Origin of the sequence: Fodinibius saliphilus, from assembly GCF_005869845.1 — a bacterium.
In the GTDB taxonomy this organism is placed as follows: domain Bacteria; phylum Bacteroidota; class Rhodothermia; order Balneolales; family Balneolaceae; genus Fodinibius; species Fodinibius saliphilus.
Map to the genome: position 1 here is coordinate 120,286 of NZ_VAWF01000005.1, position 18,192 is coordinate 138,477.

Genomic DNA, 18,192 nt, shown 5'->3' on the forward strand with positions numbered 1-18,192 from the left:
TTAGGTCGCAACCATTTTATAATACATCAGCCAGGGCTTCCTGTAGATGGGAAAACCGAAACTCAAAACCATGTTGCTGCAACTTTTTAGGTTGCAGGCGTTTACTCGTTAAAATCGGTTCTGCTGCCTCACCCAGTACCAGTTTTAATACTGATCCCGGCACTCTAAATAGTGATGGGCGATTGAGTTGGGCAGCTAATTCATTGGCAAATGTTCGCATTGTAACCGGATTGGGACTCGATAAATTATAAGGGCCGGCAAAATCTTCGTTATGAATTGCAAAAACGATCCCTCTGCATAAATCATACATATGAACCCAGGGGAAAAATTGGCTTCCACTACCAATAGGACCACCAACAAATAGTTTAAAGGGAAGTAACATCTGCTCCAAGGCTCCTCCATCCTTTTCAAGGACTACCGCTATGCGTGGAATAGCCAACCGAACATTTAAAGCCGTAACCGGTTCTGCAGCTTTTTCCCAATCCACACAAACATTGGCTAAAAAACTGTCTCCCGGCTCCTCGGTTTCATCCAAGACGTTGTTTCCACGTCCCCCATAAAAATCTGCACCTGAAGCAGAAATCATCACAGAAGGACGATTATTGGCTTGTTCTATAGCACTTACAATTTGAGTGGTCGTATCAATTCTACTGGAGTATATTTTTTCTTTTACTTCCTTGGTCCACCGCTGTCCAAATATTGAGGAACCCGCCAGGTTCACCACCGCATCAGCCTTTTCCATTTCAGCTGCAAGGTTGTCATCCCAAGAGACAAATCGCTGGTTTTTCGCCTTTTCCTGTTCATACTCCTCCGGCCTGCGCGTAACTATTGTCAGCAGATGTCCTTCTCGAAGGAGCATATCCCGCAGGTAACTTCCTATAAAGCCAGTAGCACCGGATAAAAATATGTTCATAAATTTTATTCCTTTTTTTGGTAGCTATCAATTACATTAATAAGCGACTAATCATTCCAGAGTAAAGGTAATAATGATGAACCAAAAATATCGACGTTATTCCATATTAACCATAAGAATTATTTTAGGATTACTATTCCTGATTTCGGGGGTGGGCAAACTCATCAATGGGGCCGACGCACGATACCTTGTAGAACTGCTGGCTACAGAATATTTTTGGCTTATCGAATATGCATCAATAATAGTAATAGGAACTTCAATATTGGAATTGATTCTCGCAATTTTTTTACTCTGGGGAAAATACCTGAAGTGGGCTCTTTCGGTTACCCTGCTTATGCTAATCGGCTTTTCTTCGATACTGAGTTACTTTTACCTACAAGGAATGAGTATTGACAGTTGTGGATGTTTTGGTGCCTTTGGCTTTGCCTCGGGACTGGAGTTTACGCTAATTCGAAATCTCATACTAGTTTCATTAATTCTAGGGGCTTATCTACTGATGACTTCAAATAGGGATTAAGCATCAATAAAAAGAAAAGGCACCTCTAGAAACACACCAATATTCAATATGGCCAATTTACCTTCTGAATATAAAAAACTTTGTGGCCACTGTTTTGTTCATTAGCTCTTGCTTACAGAGATGTCTGCTAATGATCGTGAAAACAAGTTATCCTGTACAGCAAGCTCTTCCGGTGTTCCTTCCTGAGTAACATTACCTTCATTAAGAATATAAATTCGATCAACAAGCTTTGTACTTTGTACCCGATGGGTGACGAGAATAATAGCCATCTTATCTTTTAGTGAAGATAGTAAATCAAATATTTTCTGCTCTGTTTCCCGATCCATGGCCGAGGTCGCTTCATCCAGTAATAACAGATCGGGTTCTTGGTATAAAGCTCGAGCTAAAGCAACTAACTGCTGTTGACCACCGGAAATATTAGCCCCTTCTTCTCCCAAAATTGTTGCGTACTGTTGAGGAAAATCTTTAAAAAAGAGATGGAATCCATAATCTTTACAAAACTGAACCATTTGCTCTGCTTCTTCCTGCACATTCCCCAGGCAAATATTATCTAATAGTGTGCCGTTAAAAATCTTAATCTGCTGCGGTACAGAAGCTATATGGTTGCGCCAATCCTGAACCATTATCTCCCTTAGTTTACCGTTGCCATTCACAGAAATAGCACCTCCCTCAGCTTCATAAAAACGCTGTAAGATCTGTAACATTGTCGTCTTTCCACAGCCACTTTCGCCCAATAAGGCAATCATCTCTCCCTGTTCAACAGAAAAAGAGATATCTTTCAAAAGCTGACTGCGGCCCGGGAAACGAAATGATAACTCAGACACAGAAAGTTTCTTTATAGCTCCTATTGACTCATCTTTGTCTGAACTCTCAGAATACTCCGGTTCCAATGATGTAAACTCATACATACGCTCAAAGGCTACTTTGGCCTCTTGTAGTCGTATATTAGTTAGAGCAAGCCGGTTTGCAGAAGGAATAAGCTGGCTGGTCATCTGGAAGATCGCCACTAATGCACCCAATAGGATCTGTTCCTGTAGCACTAGCATTGAAGCCAATCCCAATACACCAACCATAAAAAACGTGCTGATCATATTCGCCCAAAAAGAAAATGAAATCCCAATCTTTCCGAGATCAAAAATCTGGTCTTGAAAAAATCCATATACGTTTTTGGTCACCGTCGAAAAGAACGACTCTCGATTACCGGTTTTAATGGTAGCAATGCCCTGGATAGTATCTACATAATTACTCTCATTGGTTGAGTGGGCAGCCATTACTTTTTTCTGTCCCTGTAAAATGGCATCATTATATCTCCATGTGAGTAAGAAAAACAGGGGTACACTCAACCAAACGAATAGCCCCAAATAAACTGAATAAGTCATTATAAAAATACCTGCTGTAAGAACGAGCAATATGTCTATCATAATCTCGCTAAACAGGTAGGTAATTGTTTTCTGTAACCTACGGGTATCATTCATACGTGCAATCAGATCACCCGTTTTTCGATTAAAGAAAAAAGGAACCGGCAGCTTTAGCAAAGAACTATAAAAGGAATTTATAATGCGATTATTAAAGTCCCTGCTCTGCCGCACTAAAAAGAGTTGGCGGATATAAGAGAACCCATTTTTTGCTACCAGCAGCACCCCGAGCAATCCCAATCCAACGATTAGCTTTGTTGTATCTTCGGCCGGCAATATCTCATCAATTAACTTCTGTGAAAATATAGCCGTGGCCAGGCTCAATATGGATACGAAGATCCCCAATGCCAAGGCAAGACTTAATATTGTAATATCCTCACGTACCAGTTGCTTAATCCACCGCCAGCGGTCCTCCTTTTTCTCCTCTACTGTAGTGAATTCGGGAGTAGGTTTTAGTAACAACAGAGCTTTGCTTTCCCAAACTTCTTCTATTTCATTAGCCGTTAACTGCTTAACCCCTTCTGCCGGGTCACTGATAATAAACCGATCATTTTCTATCCCATAAAAAATCACGTAATGCTGCAAACGACCATCTTTAACAACATGCAGAATGCATGGATCCGTCTGTTCTTTAAGATTTTCGATATCAGCCTTGTATGCTTCGGCCTCTAATCCCACTTCTCCGGCTGCCTGGTATAACCCCAACAGTTTTGTTCCCTGTTTGGAAGTACCGCTAAGCTCCCTTAGACGCTCCAGCTTTGACTCTCCACCCAAATAGTTGATAACGCTTAAAAGACAAGCTACGCCACAATCAGATTGATCCTGTTGATGAACAAATACTTCTTCTGCTCTCTTTTCCAACTTAGAATTCTTATTCCACATCTCTGACCCCCTCTGTATCTCCCCCTACAAGCAGGGGGAGAGTTCTTTCAGGCAAATTGCTATCCGATCAGTTTCTCTCAACTTTACCGAACCGATCCATACAACACCTCAGCCTTCGTTTCTCCTTTAAAGTTTTTAAGCAATTTCCTGTCCTCATCGTACACAAATGTATTAGGCACCCCTTTAACCCCAAATAGTTCTTTCACCTCTCCCTGGGTATCCCTCAAAATCTGAATGGCAGATAACGAATCGAGCCCAAAACTACTCGAGAATGCTTCTAATTTTTCGAGAGGCTCATTTGACACCAGATATATATGAGCCTTCTCTTGTAGCGCCTGATGCCCTTTCATACTGTTGATTTCTGCGCGGCAGTACTCACATTCTGTGTTGAAGTAGGTGATAATGACAGGAATCTGTCCAGAGTTTTTCTCACTGTGGATAGTTTTTCCGCCGAGGGTTGCCAAAGAAAATGAAGGGAGTTGCGAAATACGTTCTTTGACTCGTTGCTTTTGTTCTAACTCTTCATAGATTGAAAATCCCAAGTAACCAATTGCACCCATGACCAACAACAAAAAGGCTAAAGCAATTTTCCGTTTCATCTATTTCTTTTTATTGGAAAATGACAAAATATTCAGATGATACAATCTCTGACTATATCCGATATGTTTGCTCTCTCTCCCTTTTGTTTGATCGTAATGCTTGATGCAGGATAAAAAATGGGGGAAAGCTTAGAATCCTTCTTGGAGCTGCGACCAACTACCGTCTGTAAGAGGAATTTAGCTAAGCTCTACAAAGGTTTCATCGCAGTAAAAGGAAATTAGAAAGGATATAACCCTCTGTTTTCAACTAGCTAAACCCGTTATGAGATATTGATCCACCCAGATGGCAAACAGCATGATATAATGCAGGTGGTTCTGCAAAGCCCCCTCATACTTAACTGATCTGGAGGGTTATGAAAATCACAAACACTAACCATAATAAAAGCCCGGTTATATAAGAAGGTATAACTACTAACATACTCTCCGAAAAATCTTTCTCCCACTGCCTTGACAGTAACCAACCAATAACTACCATATAAGCAACTTCAAACAGATTTAGTGTCTCCAAGGGGTATTGAAGCCATTGTACCACATTTTCGGTTCCGAAAAAGCTTAGCATGGTTAAGGGATAATAACTAGCAGCTGTTTCTAATGTAAGAGTATCCAGATGAAAAGAAAGATTAATCAAGTATAATACTTGAGCCATGATAAAAACTATTTCTGCTAACAAAGTAGATTTAAACACCAGACTAAATGAAAACTTAATATCTGACAAAACTAGCCCTATGCTAATACAAATACTGACAAAACAAAATTTGATTAAAAGTAGTACAGGCTGAAAAACATAGTCCATCCACCAAATCCTTTCTCTAATATTGAGCAGTCCTTCAATGCTTTGCTGAGTTAGTTGATCAGAATAGCTACGATAAAATATTTGGTCTGTAAAAATATAAGTGTTAGCGACAAGCCTTAAAGCCATATAGGCTAAACAAACAAAAATAAAGATAATCCACTTTTTATCTACCTTTTCCAAAAACGAAACGAAATTTATAAAATTAGTACCCCAATTAATTTTAGTAAAGGCTTCCATTTGTCAAACACCTCTTAATTTTTGGTAAGCATATTTTGAAATAGTAGAAATTTTAATTTGGGCAAAGTATAGACTTATAACAGATACCAATATTAACAATAGTGAGCCTTCAAGCATATAGGATGTCTGTCGCATTTGATAAACTATAAAAGAAGTAATAACTAATGCTGATACCCCCCATGGATTAAAATCGTTTGATCGTTCTTTTAAGAAACTGAAATTAAAAAATAGAAAGTTATCTGTGAATTGAGGTCTATATAAAGCAAACCAAAAGCTAACTACAGTTAAAATTATAAAGTTATTAATGTAAAATAATACATTATACCAAGACAAAAACCCTGTTATTATAATGAAGGACCCAAATATAAATGCATCAATGCAAAGCAATATCCCCATAGATTTAAAATATACCTCTACTATATTTTTAGATTTCTCCTCGCAAATAAGGTGAGTGAAGAATAGTTCCTTGTTATAACCAAAAAAGTTTAATCCCGTATATAAAAGGAGAAGTAAAGGAGAAGCGAATTGCCATGTAACTGCTGAAACTTCGGTAGTTTTTCCTGACACTAAATTCAATCCTGCCACAGCAAGCCAAAGTATTTTAAAAAAAAATCCATACAAGTATGTTGAAGATAAATTACTGTTTGAAAGTATATTCCAGTAAAAATTACTTGTACACTTAAAAAGTCTTAAAGTAGATTGTATTTTTACTTTTTTATCTACTTCAGAATAGGTAAAACAAACAAATAAGCTACAAAAGAAAGTTATTAAAAGAATAATTCCTAACAGAGAATTAAAATGGAAATAATAGATATAAGTACAATAAGAAGCTAGAAGTAGTAAAACAACTGTAAAAAGCAATTTACCTTTGGGTACCTCATACTCCGTAATATTTTTTATCGTACGGTTAATGAGATATCCACAAAAAACAAAAAGAAGACTACTACTCAATTCAACAACACCAAAGAAATTACTGAATACAACAAACTGTATATACATACAGAACACAAACAGGCTATAATAATTTATTGAGGAAACAAATACCACAACTAGAGCTTTGGAGTATTTGCCTAATGGATAATAGTTAGGAAAAAGAAAAGGGTTGACTTTATAAACAGGATAAAAATCCAATAACAAATAGTTTATAGCAAAAAATATATTTACAAATAAAAGAAAACTATTAACATTGACTACATTTTCCCTGACGTTAAAATCATAATAACTAGCAAGAAAATAACCTATACAAAAAGAGCCAATGAGGATAATGGAAAAATAGGTAAAAAATTTATATCGGGCCTCAGATTCACGTAAAAGTACTTCTCTAAACTGCTTTTTTGAAAGAAAAAGTAATATCCTCTTCAGCATATATTCTAAAAATTATCTAAGGATTTTGGTGTATAGCCCAACATTGAAGAAACTTGATCATCAAATTTTTTCTCGTTTTCATTTAAAATTTTTTCAAGTGAACCTGAGTAAATGAGTTTGTGTGTTTCTAAAATTCCTAAGTGAGTTGCAATTTTTTGAACATAATTTATTTCATGTGAAGAGACCAGCAACGCATTTCCCTGCTTTCTATAATCACTTATGAATGTTGCCAGATTATTACTGGCCAGTGGGTCTAAGTTTTCGAATGGTTCATCGAGGACAAGAAATTTTGGTTTGTGAATGACAGCTGCACAAATTCCTATCTTAATTTTCATACCTTTTGAATACTGGCCAATTTTCTTTTTTAAATTCGTAGAATCTTCAAAAAAATAATTACTTAATATCCTTATCCTCTTTTTCATAAGCTTCTTGGGCAATTCATATATCATACCCACATACCTTAAATAATCAATACCAGTAAACTCATTGATGACCGGATTAAATTCAGGCAATACCCCAATATTACTCTTGATTAACTGAGAGCTATCGGAATATTTTGAACCAAATAACTTAACCACACCCCGATCTGTTTCTAAAAGATCAATTATAATATGAATAAGTGTACTTTTGCCAGCTCCATTTCGACCTATAAGACAATAGCATTCCCCTTCTTGGATCGATAGATTAATGCCATCAAGTACTTTCGTAGTACCAAATGACTTTTTAATATCTCTAACCTCAAGTATCATATTATAAGTAAAGAGTTTATCAGGTTATAACAAGAAGAAAAAATAGAACCCAGTTTTTATACTGAGTTCTATTCCTTTTAATTAATTTAGGATTTTTTATAGTATCAATAAAAATAGTTACCTATAGCAACGCCCAAACAAAAACTGCCTACACCCGGGATCACTCTTACAGCATGTGCCCAAAGATCTTGACTTTGACATACTTCCAAATTTACATCTCTTCCACCTTCAATTTGTTCCATTTGATGTAATTCTAACGTTTCCATAATAAACCTCTCGATTTTGTTTAAATTGTATAATTAGATCATCAAAAAAGCCAACAGGAGTATAATTTATACTGCCAAGTAACCCTTTTAATGAATGCATTTCTATTATCATGAAAACAGTTTAATCCGTCAATATTGAGCTGTATCCTATTTGTTTTCCCTCTATCCGTTTTGTTTGGGACCAGTTTTAGGAGCCAATATACAGGATGCGGGAAACCTGCTAATTCCATAATTGATTAGTGGTTTCATCTTCAGCAGTAAAAGATAACCGACATAAGTCTAACTCTGTGCTTAGTTGTTATACTCTTTATCATATAAGAGCTTCTCTCTTATCTCGGTAAAGTTGGTTTCATAGTGCCGGTTAAGAAACTTGTATAGGGCTTGCTCATCTTTTAAGCCGATCTCCGCAGCGATAGCCCGACTTGTTTTGTAAGGATACTGTAAAATCACTTTGTGTAATTGGCCATACCGTACTCTGCAAAGACATTGATACGGGGTCTCACCAAAGTGCTCTGAAAAACAAGTCGAAAAATAACTTCTCGAATATCCCATATACCGAGCCCAATCTTGTGCGCTTGTTATTTGCTTTAAATTCTTTTTTAAAATATTGAGTGATAATTTTAAGTGAATAGGTTTATAACAATATTTTTTCTCTTGCATACTAAGTAACATTTCTTGACCCTGACATAACAAGAGCATAGACCCCAGGTGATGTTACATTAGAACCACTTAATTTTTGTCTAATTAAGAATTTGCCGATAGTTGGAGTCTCCTAGTACCAGTTTCTCTCTCCTCTATTATTTTACTTTTACGACTTTGCAGAACCCAAAAACTAACCAGATTTTTCGACTATTAGTTAAAAGTCCATGTTATGGTTTATCTAAAACGAAATGTGGTATAAAAAATATAGATGATCCCCCCCCACAAATTGGGCTTTGAAATGACATGGGAGTTGGATAACACTACACTCTTAAATTTTGGAAAGTCCCAACCCAGGATTATTACTCAAAATAACTTCTTTTCTGTCTGACAAGCTTATACCTTCAAATGGATCATCCTTAATCAACAAAAAACCGTCCAGATCCACATAGTCGGCCCAAGTACCAATCAGGGCTCCGGCTGAAATAGCAAGTGAGCTTTCGATCATACAGCCTACCATTACGCTTAAATCATGTTTTTGCGCCTGTGCAATCACATTTCGTGCTTTAACCAGGCTCCCGATCTTCATAAGTTTGATGTTAATACCGTGAAAAGCCTGGGACACCTGCTCCAAGTTCTCATTCCCTTTAAAACTCTCATCAGCCATAAGTGGCAGTGGCGACCACTGCTTAAGCTCTGCCATCTCATCAAACAGTGCCGACGGCATCGGTTGTTCTACCAGTTCTATATTTTGATCCGCCAGAAACATAATCTGCTCTTTCGCCTCATTTATAGAAGTCCACCCTTCGTTGGCATCTACACGAATCGGTTTATCGGTAACCTCTCGTATCGCCCGTATAATATCACGATCGCGATCGGTACCCAGCTTTACTTTTAGAATGGGATACTCTTCCGCATCACGAACTTTCTGCTGCATTACCTCAATGCTGTCTAGTCCAATCGTAAATGATGTGGTGGGGGTACGATTAGAGGGGGCATCCCAAAGTTTCCACAACGGCTGGTTTTTTGACTTGCCCCACCAATCCAGCCAGGCCATCTCAAGGGCTGCCAATGCCGAATACACCGGGGAATGCACATTTGCTAACTTTTGGGCAACAGCATCCGGTCTATCTAGTTCATCAAAGAAATCTTCTTCAAGTCCATCAATGAAACTTATGACCGTCTCAGCATCTTCATTATAGCGTCGATTGGGACCGGCCTCCCCAAAACCTGTGATACCATTGCCCGTAAGCCTCACGACCACGTTACCTACCGTTTCTTTGGTACCGCGGGCAATGGTGAAAGGATTACGTAATGTTAATTCATTCAGGTGATGCTCAATATTAAAATGAGGCATATCCAATAATATTTAACAGGTACAAGTAACAATAAAAAGCAGGCGCTGCCAGAAGCAGCGCATCGAAGCGGTCAAAAAGTCCCCCGTGCCCCGGCAGAATATTAGAAGCATCTTTTACATCGGCAGCCCTTTTCAAGCGACTCGCCGTTAAATCTCCAATAGGACCAAAGATACTAATAGATACCGCAGCAGGTGCGATTGCTAATATTGTAGTTGGAAACGGGGACGGTACAAGAAATATGACTAAACCCAGCCCTACCAATGCCCCGACAATGCCGGAAAAAAAACCTTCCCAGGTTTTATTCGGACTAACGGTAGGAGCTAACTTATTTTTACCAAATGCTTTGCCCCCAAAATATGCAAACACATCATTCCCCCAGACCATCAGCAGCAACGTTATGGTAAGGGTAAAACCGACCTCATCGCTTCCAAAATCACGAATCAGTATAAACGTTAACATTCCAAGGGGCGCATAAATACCGGCAAAAAAAGTAGATATAAATTCTCGCAGACCGATATCGTCAGTTTTAAAAATTTTAAGTGCTACAAAAAGAAGAAAAATACCGATCCCTATAGGAAAAGCGTGATCCAAAAAAGGAATTAACAAGATCCAAAGACCAATGGTGTAAGGGAAATATGTGTCCGGCTTAAAACCGGCTCCTTCGCATAAAGAAGACAATTCGTGCTGTATAATTAATGATATAGGGATCACCAATCCCACAAACCAAAGACCCCCAAGCCAGGTAATAAATAAGAACAAAGCCGCAGCGGGTACCGCAAAAAGAATACGCTTAGTCAGTTCACTCACAGCTTATCTACTCTTCTTCACCTTTATTATCAATCTCAGTCTGAGCTAATATTTCCCGCGCTTCCTCTTCATACTCATTGGGGACATAAAGGTATACCAATGCGGTTTCTCCCACATTGAGACTTAAAGCTGAATCTCGCTTTGATAAAATATTGGCTGGTATATCCTGATCAGCCAGATGTTCTTTAGCCATTTCAATTTCATATTCTGTACCTGCCTCCATAATGCAGGCCCAGTTCTCAATTTCATTGGGATCGGCTTCATTAAACATAAGAACTCCGTTTTGTATTTCCTTTTTTGTTGTACTGCATGTACATGAAATATACAATAAAACCGCTTATTACCAGACTCGGAATTACTGCTTCTATAGGCGGCATTGTTTCCGGTGTTATTTCGGCAAAAGCAGAATCGGGATAGTAGGTTCCTACCAGTACGCTTCCCCCATTATTTACCAAGTGGGCAACCATCGCCGGTATAATACTGCGTGACGTCCATGTTATAAAAGCAAAAACCATCCCTAGTGTTGCCAGTGGTAATAGGTTTGTAGGCTGTACATGATACATACCAAAGAAAAGCCCCGAAACTATTATTGCAGGCCATATTCCCCAGCTCTTTTCAAAAGCACGCAAAACATACCCTCTATACAAAACTTCCTCACAAATAGCCGGTACCAAGGCCACATGAAAAAGAGTTAACCAGATAAGATGATCTCCTTTTAGAAAGTCCTCAATCATCTGCATCTGGGTATTTTGCATTTCACTCAGGAACTCAGGAGTCGGTACCATAGCATTAAGCCATGATAACAACCATATAAAAGGTTGAATGGCAAATATTAATGCAATAGTTAATATGATTTTTTTAGGAGTATCCGAATGAAACTTAAACCGAAAAAAAGAAGAGCGATCTTCAGAAGAAGTATGAAGGCGTGCAAAAAACCAGGTAGCTAACCCAAGGAATAGAATTTGCCCCGTAGAATTGCCAATAAACAAAAGATCGATGTTTTCCGTGACTAGCTGTTCTATCTGTGTAGGATCAAATACACCTCCTTGCTGCCATAAAATTAATAGTATTCCTACAAGGTTCGCAGTTACCTGAAATAAAACAAAGGCACCGATAATCCAAAGGATTGCCAGTGCCCAGTTAGCAAAACCATTTCGTTCTGCCCAAGAAGTATACTGTTCTTCACTCATCAAAAAAATATAGTCTCAAATTGGCAAATCTGTTTATTGCCAGAATAAACGATTATCCCTCGTCTTTGCCAAATATTTTAGCACCTAGCATCCCTGTTAAAAGATTGAGGATACCATATAATGGAATTCCCCAAAGAAGCTGACTGGAGATATTATGCTGATCGCGAAGACCTTCGGCTACCATATCAATCATTTGTTGCTTCTGCTCTTCAGGCATATCCATCGCTTCATAATTAGCAATGGTGCTATCTATCATCTGCTGAACCATGTCGGGATCTACAAACTCCCATACTTTACCTAGAGCTATTTGAATAACTACCATAACAATTCCTACCAAAAATCCAATCAAAGCACCTCTTCCCAGTGAGATTGCAATATCATATTCTTTTGCATAATGCCAGGTTCCCAACATACCCCCGAAGGCCCCGACTAAACAGGCGAGAATTCCAATCATCTGTCCAGGTGAAAACATTGAACCCGTAGGTTCAGAATTAATAGTTGCATAACTTACGATTAATGATAGCGCGAATAAAATAATCCCAAATATAATACCGGCTGTACCTACAGATGTCCAATATGACGGTTGTTCACCAGCTGTTTGTTGTGATTCTTCCATGGTTCATTCCCTTAGATTTAATTTTAGTTATAAAAAATTCTCTTGAAAAGATTAATGTTACCGTTGCCCCCAACAGGATACCCAACACCAATCGAGAGAGAAGCGTATTTTGCCAAAATCCAAGCATATTTCCAACAACATCAATAAAATTTAATATAAGTACTGAAAGTGCTAATTTTTTGGGAGATAGAGATTTAGGAAATGTCCAGCTATTCCAAATGGGCATAGCAATCCAACACATTGCAAATGCAGCATAGATCCCGAAACACCGGCTACAAACAGCCATAGGCTGCCCATTAATCCAAAATGAACGTTCAGGAATTTGATGGCATAACATCTGAAAGGCTTGATGTTGCCATTGTAAAAACCAAAATGAGTCTTGCCTAAATAATCCCCCTCCCATGGCAACAACTACTATTCCACAGCTCAATAACAATACTAAAAGGTAAAGTTTTTGCTGCTTGAATTGCATGAGTTTAGGAATTAGATGGCAGATTTCAGATTATTAATAAAATCAGCGGGAGCACGGCACGGCTTTCGGTTTTCTTCCTTCATAAAGCAAAGTGATACCTGTCCAATAATATGTGGCGATTCCCTTCTTCTGGTATACACCTCATAATAGGTTTTGAGTTTTACCGTAGGAACCTCGAAAAGTAATACCTTGATTTTCATTAACTCATCATAGAAAACAGGGGCTTTATAGTCAACCTCAGTATGAATAACCGGAAGCATTATCCCATTTTCTTCAAGCTTTGTATATGGAAATCCCAGTGACCGAATCATTTCGGTACGCGATTCCTCAAAATACTCCAGATAGCGACCATAATACACATAACCCATCTGATCAGTTTCACCATACCGACTTCTCAGGCTATGCGTATATTCATATATCGATGGTTTTTCAGGGAACAAGGTATCCTACTTTTTCTTGGCTTTTGATGCCGTTTGCCACTCTCCCATACTGGCATATTTTTCGATACGGTTTTCAACCAGTTCTTCTGGGGACATTTTCTTTAGACGTTCCAAAGATTCCAGCAACTGTTCTTTAACCGCCTCTGCTGATTGGTCGGGATCACGATGGGCACCACCAAGCGGCTCCCCAATTATTCCATCAATAATATCCATCTCTTCAAGATCCGGGGCCGTTAATTTCAATACCGCTGCAGCCTGTTCTTTATAATCCCAGGTTTTCCATAGAATAGAAGAACAGGATTCAGGAGAGATAACGGAATACCAGGTATTTTCCATCATATAAACTTCGTTACCCATACCGATACCTATAGCACCACCACTGGCGCCTTCTCCTATTACCACAGAAATAATAGGTACCTTCAGAGTTGCCATCATTTTAAGATTTTTAGCAATGGCCTCAGCCTGTCCACGCTCTTCTGCTTCTAAACCGGGATAGGCACCGGGCGTATCCAAAAGCGTAATCACCGGAATATCAAATTTTTCTCCCAGCTTCATCAGACGGTGAGCTTTTCGATAACCTTCTGGATTTGCCATTCCAAATCGACGATACTGTCGGCTTTCGGTATCACGGCCTTTTTGGTGCCCCATAATAACTACTGACTGCCCGTCAATAGTAGCAAAGCCCCCTACAATCGCCTTATCGTCGCTGTGGTAACGATCACCATGGATCTCAACAAAGTTCTCAGTTATTTTATAGATATAGTCGAGCGTATAAGGACGTTCAGGATGTCGAGCTAATTGAACGCGCTGCCAACGTGTTAAATTAGAAAAAATAGATTCACGCAGTTCATCAACACGTTTTTCGAGGCGTTCAATCTCAGGTGTTAATACATCATCATCCGTAATAGAAAGTTCGCTGAGCTCTTTAATTTTCATTTCGAGATCAGCAATAGGTTGTTCAAAGTCTAAATACTCCATACAATTGATTTATCGCTTAAAAAGTCCGTTCAAATATAAGAACTAATGCTGAGATATTAAGAACTTATCTCCATCTTCTACAGGGTTCCCAAGATGCTTTGAATTTTTAATGTCCATACCCTCCATATCGCTTCCCATACTATTCCTTTTGACATTTTTGAGACTCCTTCTTCACGCTCACGAAAAATTATTGCAACTTCTCTAAGAGTAAAACCGGCCTGCCAGGCTCTAAAATGAAGTTCAATCTGGAAAGCATAACCGTTAGATTTTATACCGTCTACAGAAATATGTTCCAATACATTTCTGTGGATACATTTGAAACCAGCTGTGGTATCGAATATTGGGAGCCCCGTAATAAAACGGGCATATAAGTTAGCACTATATGAGAGGATTAATCGACTTAGAGGCCAGTTAATAATACTGATACCATCAGCATAACGAGAACCGATGGCTACGTCTGCATCCCCATTCTTTACCTTATCTACCAAACGTGGAAGATCTTTCGGATCATGTGAAAAGTCAGCATCCATCTCACAAATATATTCGTACGCATGTACCAAGGCATATTTAAAACCTCTCACGTAAGCTGTTCCCAGCCCTAACTTTCCGGATCGTTCAATTAGATGTAAACGTTCCGCATATTTCTTTTGATGGTCTTTAACAATCTGAGCCGTCCCATCGGGGGACCCATCATCCACTATAAGAAGGTGCATAGATGAATCTAATCCCATCACCTGTTCTATTAAACGAGGCACATTATGAGATTCGTTATAAGTGGGTACAATTACTAATGTCTTATCAGACATAATACTTTAGAAATAACTCTTTACTAATAATGGCTTTACTAAGCGCTAAGGATACAAAAATGTTCCTTAAGGTTACATCAAATATTTTATTAATTTCCAGCCTAATATTATCAACAATACTGAAAACTCATAATCCAATATATTTTTGTTTGATTTAAAAAAGACGGACGCTTCAACGAAAGCACGACTTGGAACCTTAACGACTGACCATGGAGAAATATCGACCCCTATTTTTATGCCTGTAGGCACACTGGCATCTGTTAAAGCAGTTAAACAGGATGATCTGAAAGAAAAAATTAAGGCTCAAATCATACTCGGTAATACCTATCACCTTTATTTGCGCCCCGGCTGCGATATTATGGAAAGTGCAGGCGGATTGCACTCTTTTATGAATTGGGACCGTCCGATTCTAACTGATTCCGGAGGATACCAGGTGTTCTCCCTTTCTGATAATCGAGAACTTACCGAAGAAGGAGCAGAGTTCAAAAGCCACCTCGATGGGTCTAAGCATATGTTTACCCCTGAAAACGTGGTTGATATTCAGCGTACGCTGGGTTCGGATATTATGATGGTTCTGGATGAATGTCCGCCCTATCCTTGCAGTTACGAATATGCCAAAGAATCGATGGAGTTAACCCATCGGTGGGAAAAACGGGGACGGGAAGCGTTCTTAAACACCGATCCCAAGTATGTACACACACAAGCCCAGTTCGGAATTGTGCAGGGCAGTACTTTTGAAGATCTTCGTATTGAATCAGCTAAGCGAGTGACCGATATGGATTTTGAAGGGATTGCAATCGGAGGGCTCAGTGTAGGAGAACCTACAGATTTAATGTATGAGATGACTGATTTAAATACCGACTACCTACCGGAGGAAAAGCCCCGTTATCTAATGGGCGTGGGCAAACCCGCTAATCTGTTACATTGCATTGCTCGCGGGGTAGATATGTTTGATTGTGTACTTCCAACACGAAATGCCCGTAATGGTCAGATATTTACTAAAAATGGTTATGTCAATATTTCCAATGCTAAGTGGAAAAATCATCATGAACCTTTAGACCCTGACTTTCAAAGTGATTTATGCTCAAAATATAAAATGTCGTATATCCATCACCTTTTCCGTAATAATGAACTGCTTGGACTTGAATTAGCATCTCTCCACAATCTAACCTTCTATCTATGGCTTATGGATGAAGTAAAAGAGCGTATTGCAAATAATACATTTGCGAATTGGTATAAAGATATGGCGAATCGGGTTGGTCGGAAGATCTGAAAACCTCTCAAAATAAAGGTTGTTTTGAGAGCAAATTAAGTTCATGTTTTATCTAAGTACGAATTTTTATTTCTAACAATATTACTTGCCATTGAATATATCCCAATTAAAAAATAGAATCCAAAAGTGCTAAGGGCAAAGGTAACAATAAAATTCAGCAGTGTACTATCCCACATACCTACTATAGCTTTCATGATGGGAAGCAAAAATAGCCAAGCGAATAAAATTGTGGAACCTATCGGGTATCCATTTCTTATCAAAAATCGATTCCAATCTGATTCAAACTTTGATTTCCGAAATCGAAACACTAAAAAACTTGAAACGATAAAAAACAAAACAAAATATCCTTCCAGTACTATTATCGCTATTTCAGCCGATCGATCATAACCGATTGATATAAAAGTTATAACAATACCAATAATTACAAATGGTGAAAGTAGAAAAAATAGATGCCTTGAAGTATTCATTTTAATATGCCCTATCACAAATTTTACATGCGGCAAATTATTATATTTCTAATTGCTTTCTCAAGGAAAATTACCCGTTCCTCATCAACTATAACTCAAAATGTATCCCAAAAGATGCTTAGAAATATCAACTATAACTATTCTTATTGAGTATGTTTTTCTAACCACTCTTTGTGCCTCTTATATTGATTTAAATATAAACTCACACCTCCAGAAGTTGCACCCGCAGCACCACTGAATGCAAAATCGCCTGCTGCTGCATAATAACCTAGTCGAGAAGTAGTTCCCAACATTCCCATAGCCGCTCCCATTGCAGCAGCTCCTCCAATTACAGTCCCGTCAGGTTCAAAGCTTCAATCTGAAGCAACATGATTATCTTTTGCATCCTCAGTATCACAAGGATTATCTACTTTTAAAAGAAATAAAGCAGGTCTATGCAAGTTTGCATATTGAATTCTACCCTTATACGACTGCAATTCTGTTAATTCATCTTTGACCTGATGTAAATTTTTTACAAAAGTAACGACAGATTCCGATATTCCAGTAATAGTTGCGAATTCTTTACCAGATAACTCGTATTTTGTTTGATAATCTTTAGAAAGGGTCTTCAGTTCTGATGTATATTCAGAAACCTTTTTATTTTTTTGCATTAAATAACTGTTTGACCTCCCTCAAAATTGTTTTTCTATTTTCGAGAATGCGGTATCTGCTTCCTTGCTTTCTAATAATAACCTAAAAGCTGTTGTATTTTTTCCTTGAGCTTTTAACCGGTTTGCTTTAGCCAGATATTTTTCTAATCCAAACTTCTGGTTATTTAAAATTTCCGATTTATTGATCTTCAATTTGGAGGGCTAAACCTCAAATACTTTATTAAGTATTTTGTTGGAATCACCCGATTTTTAGCCTATAACTAGCTTTAATTCGATCACTATACATCGTAGTTAAATTTGATACACTACTTTGATACTCACTTTTATCTATTTCTTTAACTGTTTGATTTATTATTGCTTCATCCCTCTCATTATTCAATTCACGTTTCTCAATATAAAATCCATCACAAGAAACGAATAGAATAACTAATAGAATTATTGATATTTTTCTTAAATACATAAATCCACTCTTATTAATCTCTCTTCATTAAGTAATGATTTAATTACATTTTTTTCCAATTTCAACCATTATTTGATCTAATCTTAGAAGGGCGTTCCACTTAACTAGTAAAAGATAAGACCCACATACTAAACACCATCAGGTATTCAGGGGTTTACAATAAATATATACATAAACAAGAAAGCCCTTCATGCGGGGCATGAAGGGCCGTAGTCAAAAAAAAGAGAGCAGTCGGGGACCTACGCTTCCGCCCGGAGGGCAGTACCATCGGCGCTGCAGGGCTTAACGGCCGTGTTCGGG

At 38.2% G+C, this 18,192-nt stretch carries 22 protein-coding genes; 3 read left to right on the forward strand and 19 right to left on the reverse strand.

The annotated features are described in order from the left end of the window. Positions 1-16 precede the first annotated feature (16 nt). Positions 17-913, reverse strand: coding sequence for a TIGR01777 family oxidoreductase (locus FCN14_RS15335; protein WP_138432185.1), 897 nt, complete (start codon positions 911-913; stop codon positions 17-19). Positions 914-986: 73 nt separating this feature from the next. Between FCN14_RS15335 and FCN14_RS15340 the strand changes: the two genes are divergently transcribed. Next, the gene (locus FCN14_RS15340; RefSeq protein ID WP_138432186.1) at positions 987-1,430 is read left to right on the forward strand and encodes a MauE/DoxX family redox-associated membrane protein; all 444 of its coding nucleotides are present in this window, start codon (positions 987-989) and stop codon (positions 1,428-1,430) included. A gap of 101 nt (positions 1,431-1,531) precedes the next feature. Here the strand turns inward: FCN14_RS15340 and FCN14_RS15345 are convergent, their stop codons facing one another. From FCN14_RS15345 to FCN14_RS15415, 16 genes are all read right to left on the reverse strand, one after another. After that, positions 1,532-3,727 (reverse strand): peptidase domain-containing ABC transporter, encoded by a 2,196-nt coding sequence (locus FCN14_RS15345; protein WP_138432187.1) that lies wholly within the window; start codon positions 3,725-3,727, stop codon positions 1,532-1,534. 83 nt (positions 3,728-3,810) lie between these two features. Further along, positions 3,811-4,326, reverse strand: coding sequence for a peroxiredoxin family protein (locus tag FCN14_RS15350; RefSeq protein ID WP_138432188.1), 516 nt, complete (start codon positions 4,324-4,326; stop codon positions 3,811-3,813). Positions 4,327-4,660: 334 nt separating this feature from the next. Beyond that, positions 4,661-5,356 (reverse strand): hypothetical protein, encoded by a 696-nt coding sequence (locus FCN14_RS15355; RefSeq protein WP_138432189.1) that lies wholly within the window; start codon positions 5,354-5,356, stop codon positions 4,661-4,663. 3 nt (positions 5,357-5,359) lie between these two features. Continuing rightward, complete coding sequence (locus FCN14_RS15360) at positions 5,360-6,721, reverse strand: hypothetical protein (RefSeq protein WP_138432190.1); 1,362 nt, start codon at positions 6,719-6,721, stop codon at positions 5,360-5,362. Between the two features lie 5 nt (positions 6,722-6,726). Beyond that, positions 6,727-7,470: an ABC transporter ATP-binding protein gene (locus FCN14_RS15365; RefSeq protein WP_138432191.1), complete on the reverse strand. Its 744-nt coding sequence runs from the start codon at positions 7,468-7,470 to the stop codon at positions 6,727-6,729. A 104-nt stretch (positions 7,471-7,574) separates the two neighbouring features. Then, positions 7,575-7,736, reverse strand: coding sequence for a hypothetical protein (locus FCN14_RS15835; protein WP_171032965.1), 162 nt, complete (start codon positions 7,734-7,736; stop codon positions 7,575-7,577). Positions 7,737-8,027: 291 nt separating this feature from the next. Then, on the reverse strand, positions 8,028-8,435 hold the full coding sequence (locus FCN14_RS16150; RefSeq protein ID WP_138432192.1) for a helix-turn-helix domain-containing protein: 408 nt from the start codon (positions 8,433-8,435) through the stop codon (positions 8,028-8,030). Between the two features lie 271 nt (positions 8,436-8,706). Next, on the reverse strand, positions 8,707-9,732 hold the full coding sequence (locus tag FCN14_RS15375) for a dipeptide epimerase (RefSeq protein ID WP_138432193.1): 1,026 nt from the start codon (positions 9,730-9,732) through the stop codon (positions 8,707-8,709). Then, positions 9,719-10,540 carry a phosphatidate cytidylyltransferase gene (locus FCN14_RS15380; RefSeq protein ID WP_138432194.1) on the reverse strand — a complete coding sequence of 274 codons (822 nt, stop codon included), beginning with the start codon at positions 10,538-10,540 and terminating at the stop codon, positions 9,719-9,721. Before FCN14_RS15380 ends, FCN14_RS15375 begins: the two co-directional genes overlap by 14 nt. Positions 10,541-10,547: 7 nt before the next feature. Beyond that, on the reverse strand, positions 10,548-10,811 hold the full coding sequence (locus tag FCN14_RS15385; protein WP_138432195.1) for a putative signal transducing protein: 264 nt from the start codon (positions 10,809-10,811) through the stop codon (positions 10,548-10,550). Beyond that, complete coding sequence (locus tag FCN14_RS15390; protein ID WP_138432196.1) at positions 10,804-11,730, reverse strand: CPBP family intramembrane glutamic endopeptidase; 927 nt, start codon at positions 11,728-11,730, stop codon at positions 10,804-10,806. The genes FCN14_RS15385 and FCN14_RS15390 overlap by 8 nt, the downstream gene beginning before the upstream one ends. A 52-nt stretch (positions 11,731-11,782) precedes the next feature. Then, complete coding sequence (locus tag FCN14_RS15395) at positions 11,783-12,346, reverse strand: DUF4199 domain-containing protein (RefSeq protein ID WP_138432197.1); 564 nt, start codon at positions 12,344-12,346, stop codon at positions 11,783-11,785. Next, positions 12,318-12,818, reverse strand: a complete 501-nt coding sequence (locus tag FCN14_RS15400; RefSeq protein ID WP_138432198.1) for a DUF2085 domain-containing protein — start codon at positions 12,816-12,818, stop codon at positions 12,318-12,320. Before FCN14_RS15400 ends, FCN14_RS15395 begins: the two co-directional genes overlap by 29 nt. Before the next feature lie 11 nt (positions 12,819-12,829). Beyond that, positions 12,830-13,258 (reverse strand): acyl-CoA thioesterase, encoded by a 429-nt coding sequence (locus FCN14_RS15405; RefSeq protein ID WP_246043190.1) that lies wholly within the window; start codon positions 13,256-13,258, stop codon positions 12,830-12,832. Positions 13,259-13,264: 6 nt separating this feature from the next. Next, positions 13,265-14,236, reverse strand: a complete 972-nt coding sequence (locus tag FCN14_RS15410) for an acetyl-CoA carboxylase carboxyltransferase subunit alpha (protein WP_138432199.1) — start codon at positions 14,234-14,236, stop codon at positions 13,265-13,267. 77 nt (positions 14,237-14,313) lie between these two features. Next, positions 14,314-15,042, reverse strand: a complete 729-nt coding sequence (locus FCN14_RS15415) for a polyprenol monophosphomannose synthase (protein WP_171032967.1) — start codon at positions 15,040-15,042, stop codon at positions 14,314-14,316. 145 nt (positions 15,043-15,187) lie between these two features. Between FCN14_RS15415 and tgt the strand changes: the two genes are divergently transcribed. Both tgt and FCN14_RS15425 read left to right on the forward strand, forming a co-directional pair. Next, positions 15,188-16,315, forward strand: coding sequence for a tRNA guanosine(34) transglycosylase Tgt (tgt, locus tag FCN14_RS15420; RefSeq protein ID WP_138432201.1), 1,128 nt, complete (start codon positions 15,188-15,190; stop codon positions 16,313-16,315). A 192-nt stretch (positions 16,316-16,507) separates the two neighbouring features. Further along, complete coding sequence (locus FCN14_RS15425) at positions 16,508-16,702, forward strand: hypothetical protein (RefSeq protein ID WP_138432202.1); 195 nt, start codon at positions 16,508-16,510, stop codon at positions 16,700-16,702. A gap of 223 nt (positions 16,703-16,925) precedes the next feature. Here the strand turns inward: FCN14_RS15425 and FCN14_RS15845 are convergent, their stop codons facing one another. Together FCN14_RS15845 and FCN14_RS15430 are read right to left on the reverse strand one after the other, a co-directional pair. After that, complete coding sequence (locus FCN14_RS15845) at positions 16,926-17,093, reverse strand: hypothetical protein (protein WP_171032968.1); 168 nt, start codon at positions 17,091-17,093, stop codon at positions 16,926-16,928. Between the two features lie 42 nt (positions 17,094-17,135). Continuing rightward, entirely contained in the window at positions 17,136-17,432 is a 297-nt protein-coding gene (locus FCN14_RS15430; RefSeq protein ID WP_138432203.1) for a hypothetical protein, read from the reverse strand. Between the last annotated feature and the right edge of the window lie 760 nt (positions 17,433-18,192).

What these genes read in the sequence shown, in the direction of transcription:
- FCN14_RS15335 (WP_138432185.1), bottom strand. Translation starts at nt 913, where the DNA reads ATGAACATATTTTTATCCGGTGCTACTGGCTTTATAGGAAGTTACCTG.
- FCN14_RS15340 (WP_138432186.1), top strand. Translation starts at nt 987, where the DNA reads ATGATGAACCAAAAATATCGACGTTATTCCATATTAACCATAAGAATT.
- FCN14_RS15345 (WP_138432187.1), bottom strand. Translation starts at nt 3,727, where the DNA reads ATGTGGAATAAGAATTCTAAGTTGGAAAAGAGAGCAGAAGAAGTATTT.
- FCN14_RS15350 (WP_138432188.1), bottom strand. Translation starts at nt 4,326, where the DNA reads ATGAAACGGAAAATTGCTTTAGCCTTTTTGTTGTTGGTCATGGGTGCA.
- FCN14_RS15355 (WP_138432189.1), bottom strand. Translation starts at nt 5,356, where the DNA reads ATGGAAGCCTTTACTAAAATTAATTGGGGTACTAATTTTATAAATTTC.
- FCN14_RS15360 (WP_138432190.1), bottom strand. Translation starts at nt 6,721, where the DNA reads ATGCTGAAGAGGATATTACTTTTTCTTTCAAAAAAGCAGTTTAGAGAA.
- FCN14_RS15365 (WP_138432191.1), bottom strand. Translation starts at nt 7,470, where the DNA reads ATGATACTTGAGGTTAGAGATATTAAAAAGTCATTTGGTACTACGAAA.
- FCN14_RS15835 (WP_171032965.1), bottom strand. Translation starts at nt 7,736, where the DNA reads ATGGAAACGTTAGAATTACATCAAATGGAACAAATTGAAGGTGGAAGA.
- FCN14_RS16150 (WP_138432192.1), bottom strand. Translation starts at nt 8,435, where the DNA reads ATGCTCTTGTTATGTCAGGGTCAAGAAATGTTACTTAGTATGCAAGAG.
- FCN14_RS15375 (WP_138432193.1), bottom strand. Translation starts at nt 9,732, where the DNA reads ATGCCTCATTTTAATATTGAGCATCACCTGAATGAATTAACATTACGT.
- FCN14_RS15385 (WP_138432195.1), bottom strand. Translation starts at nt 10,811, where the DNA reads ATGTTTAATGAAGCCGATCCCAATGAAATTGAGAACTGGGCCTGCATT.
- FCN14_RS15390 (WP_138432196.1), bottom strand. Translation starts at nt 11,730, where the DNA reads ATGAGTGAAGAACAGTATACTTCTTGGGCAGAACGAAATGGTTTTGCT.
- FCN14_RS15395 (WP_138432197.1), bottom strand. Translation starts at nt 12,346, where the DNA reads ATGGAAGAATCACAACAAACAGCTGGTGAACAACCGTCATATTGGACA.
- FCN14_RS15400 (WP_138432198.1), bottom strand. Translation starts at nt 12,818, where the DNA reads ATGCAATTCAAGCAGCAAAAACTTTACCTTTTAGTATTGTTATTGAGC.
- FCN14_RS15410 (WP_138432199.1), bottom strand. Translation starts at nt 14,236, where the DNA reads ATGGAGTATTTAGACTTTGAACAACCTATTGCTGATCTCGAAATGAAA.
- FCN14_RS15415 (WP_171032967.1), bottom strand. Translation starts at nt 15,042, where the DNA reads ATGTCTGATAAGACATTAGTAATTGTACCCACTTATAACGAATCTCAT.
- FCN14_RS15425 (WP_138432202.1), top strand. Translation starts at nt 16,508, where the DNA reads ATGATGGGAAGCAAAAATAGCCAAGCGAATAAAATTGTGGAACCTATC.
- FCN14_RS15845 (WP_171032968.1), bottom strand. Translation starts at nt 17,093, where the DNA reads ATGGGAGCGGCTATGGGAATGTTGGGAACTACTTCTCGACTAGGTTAT.
- FCN14_RS15430 (WP_138432203.1), bottom strand. Translation starts at nt 17,432, where the DNA reads ATGCAAAAAAATAAAAAGGTTTCTGAATATACATCAGAACTGAAGACC.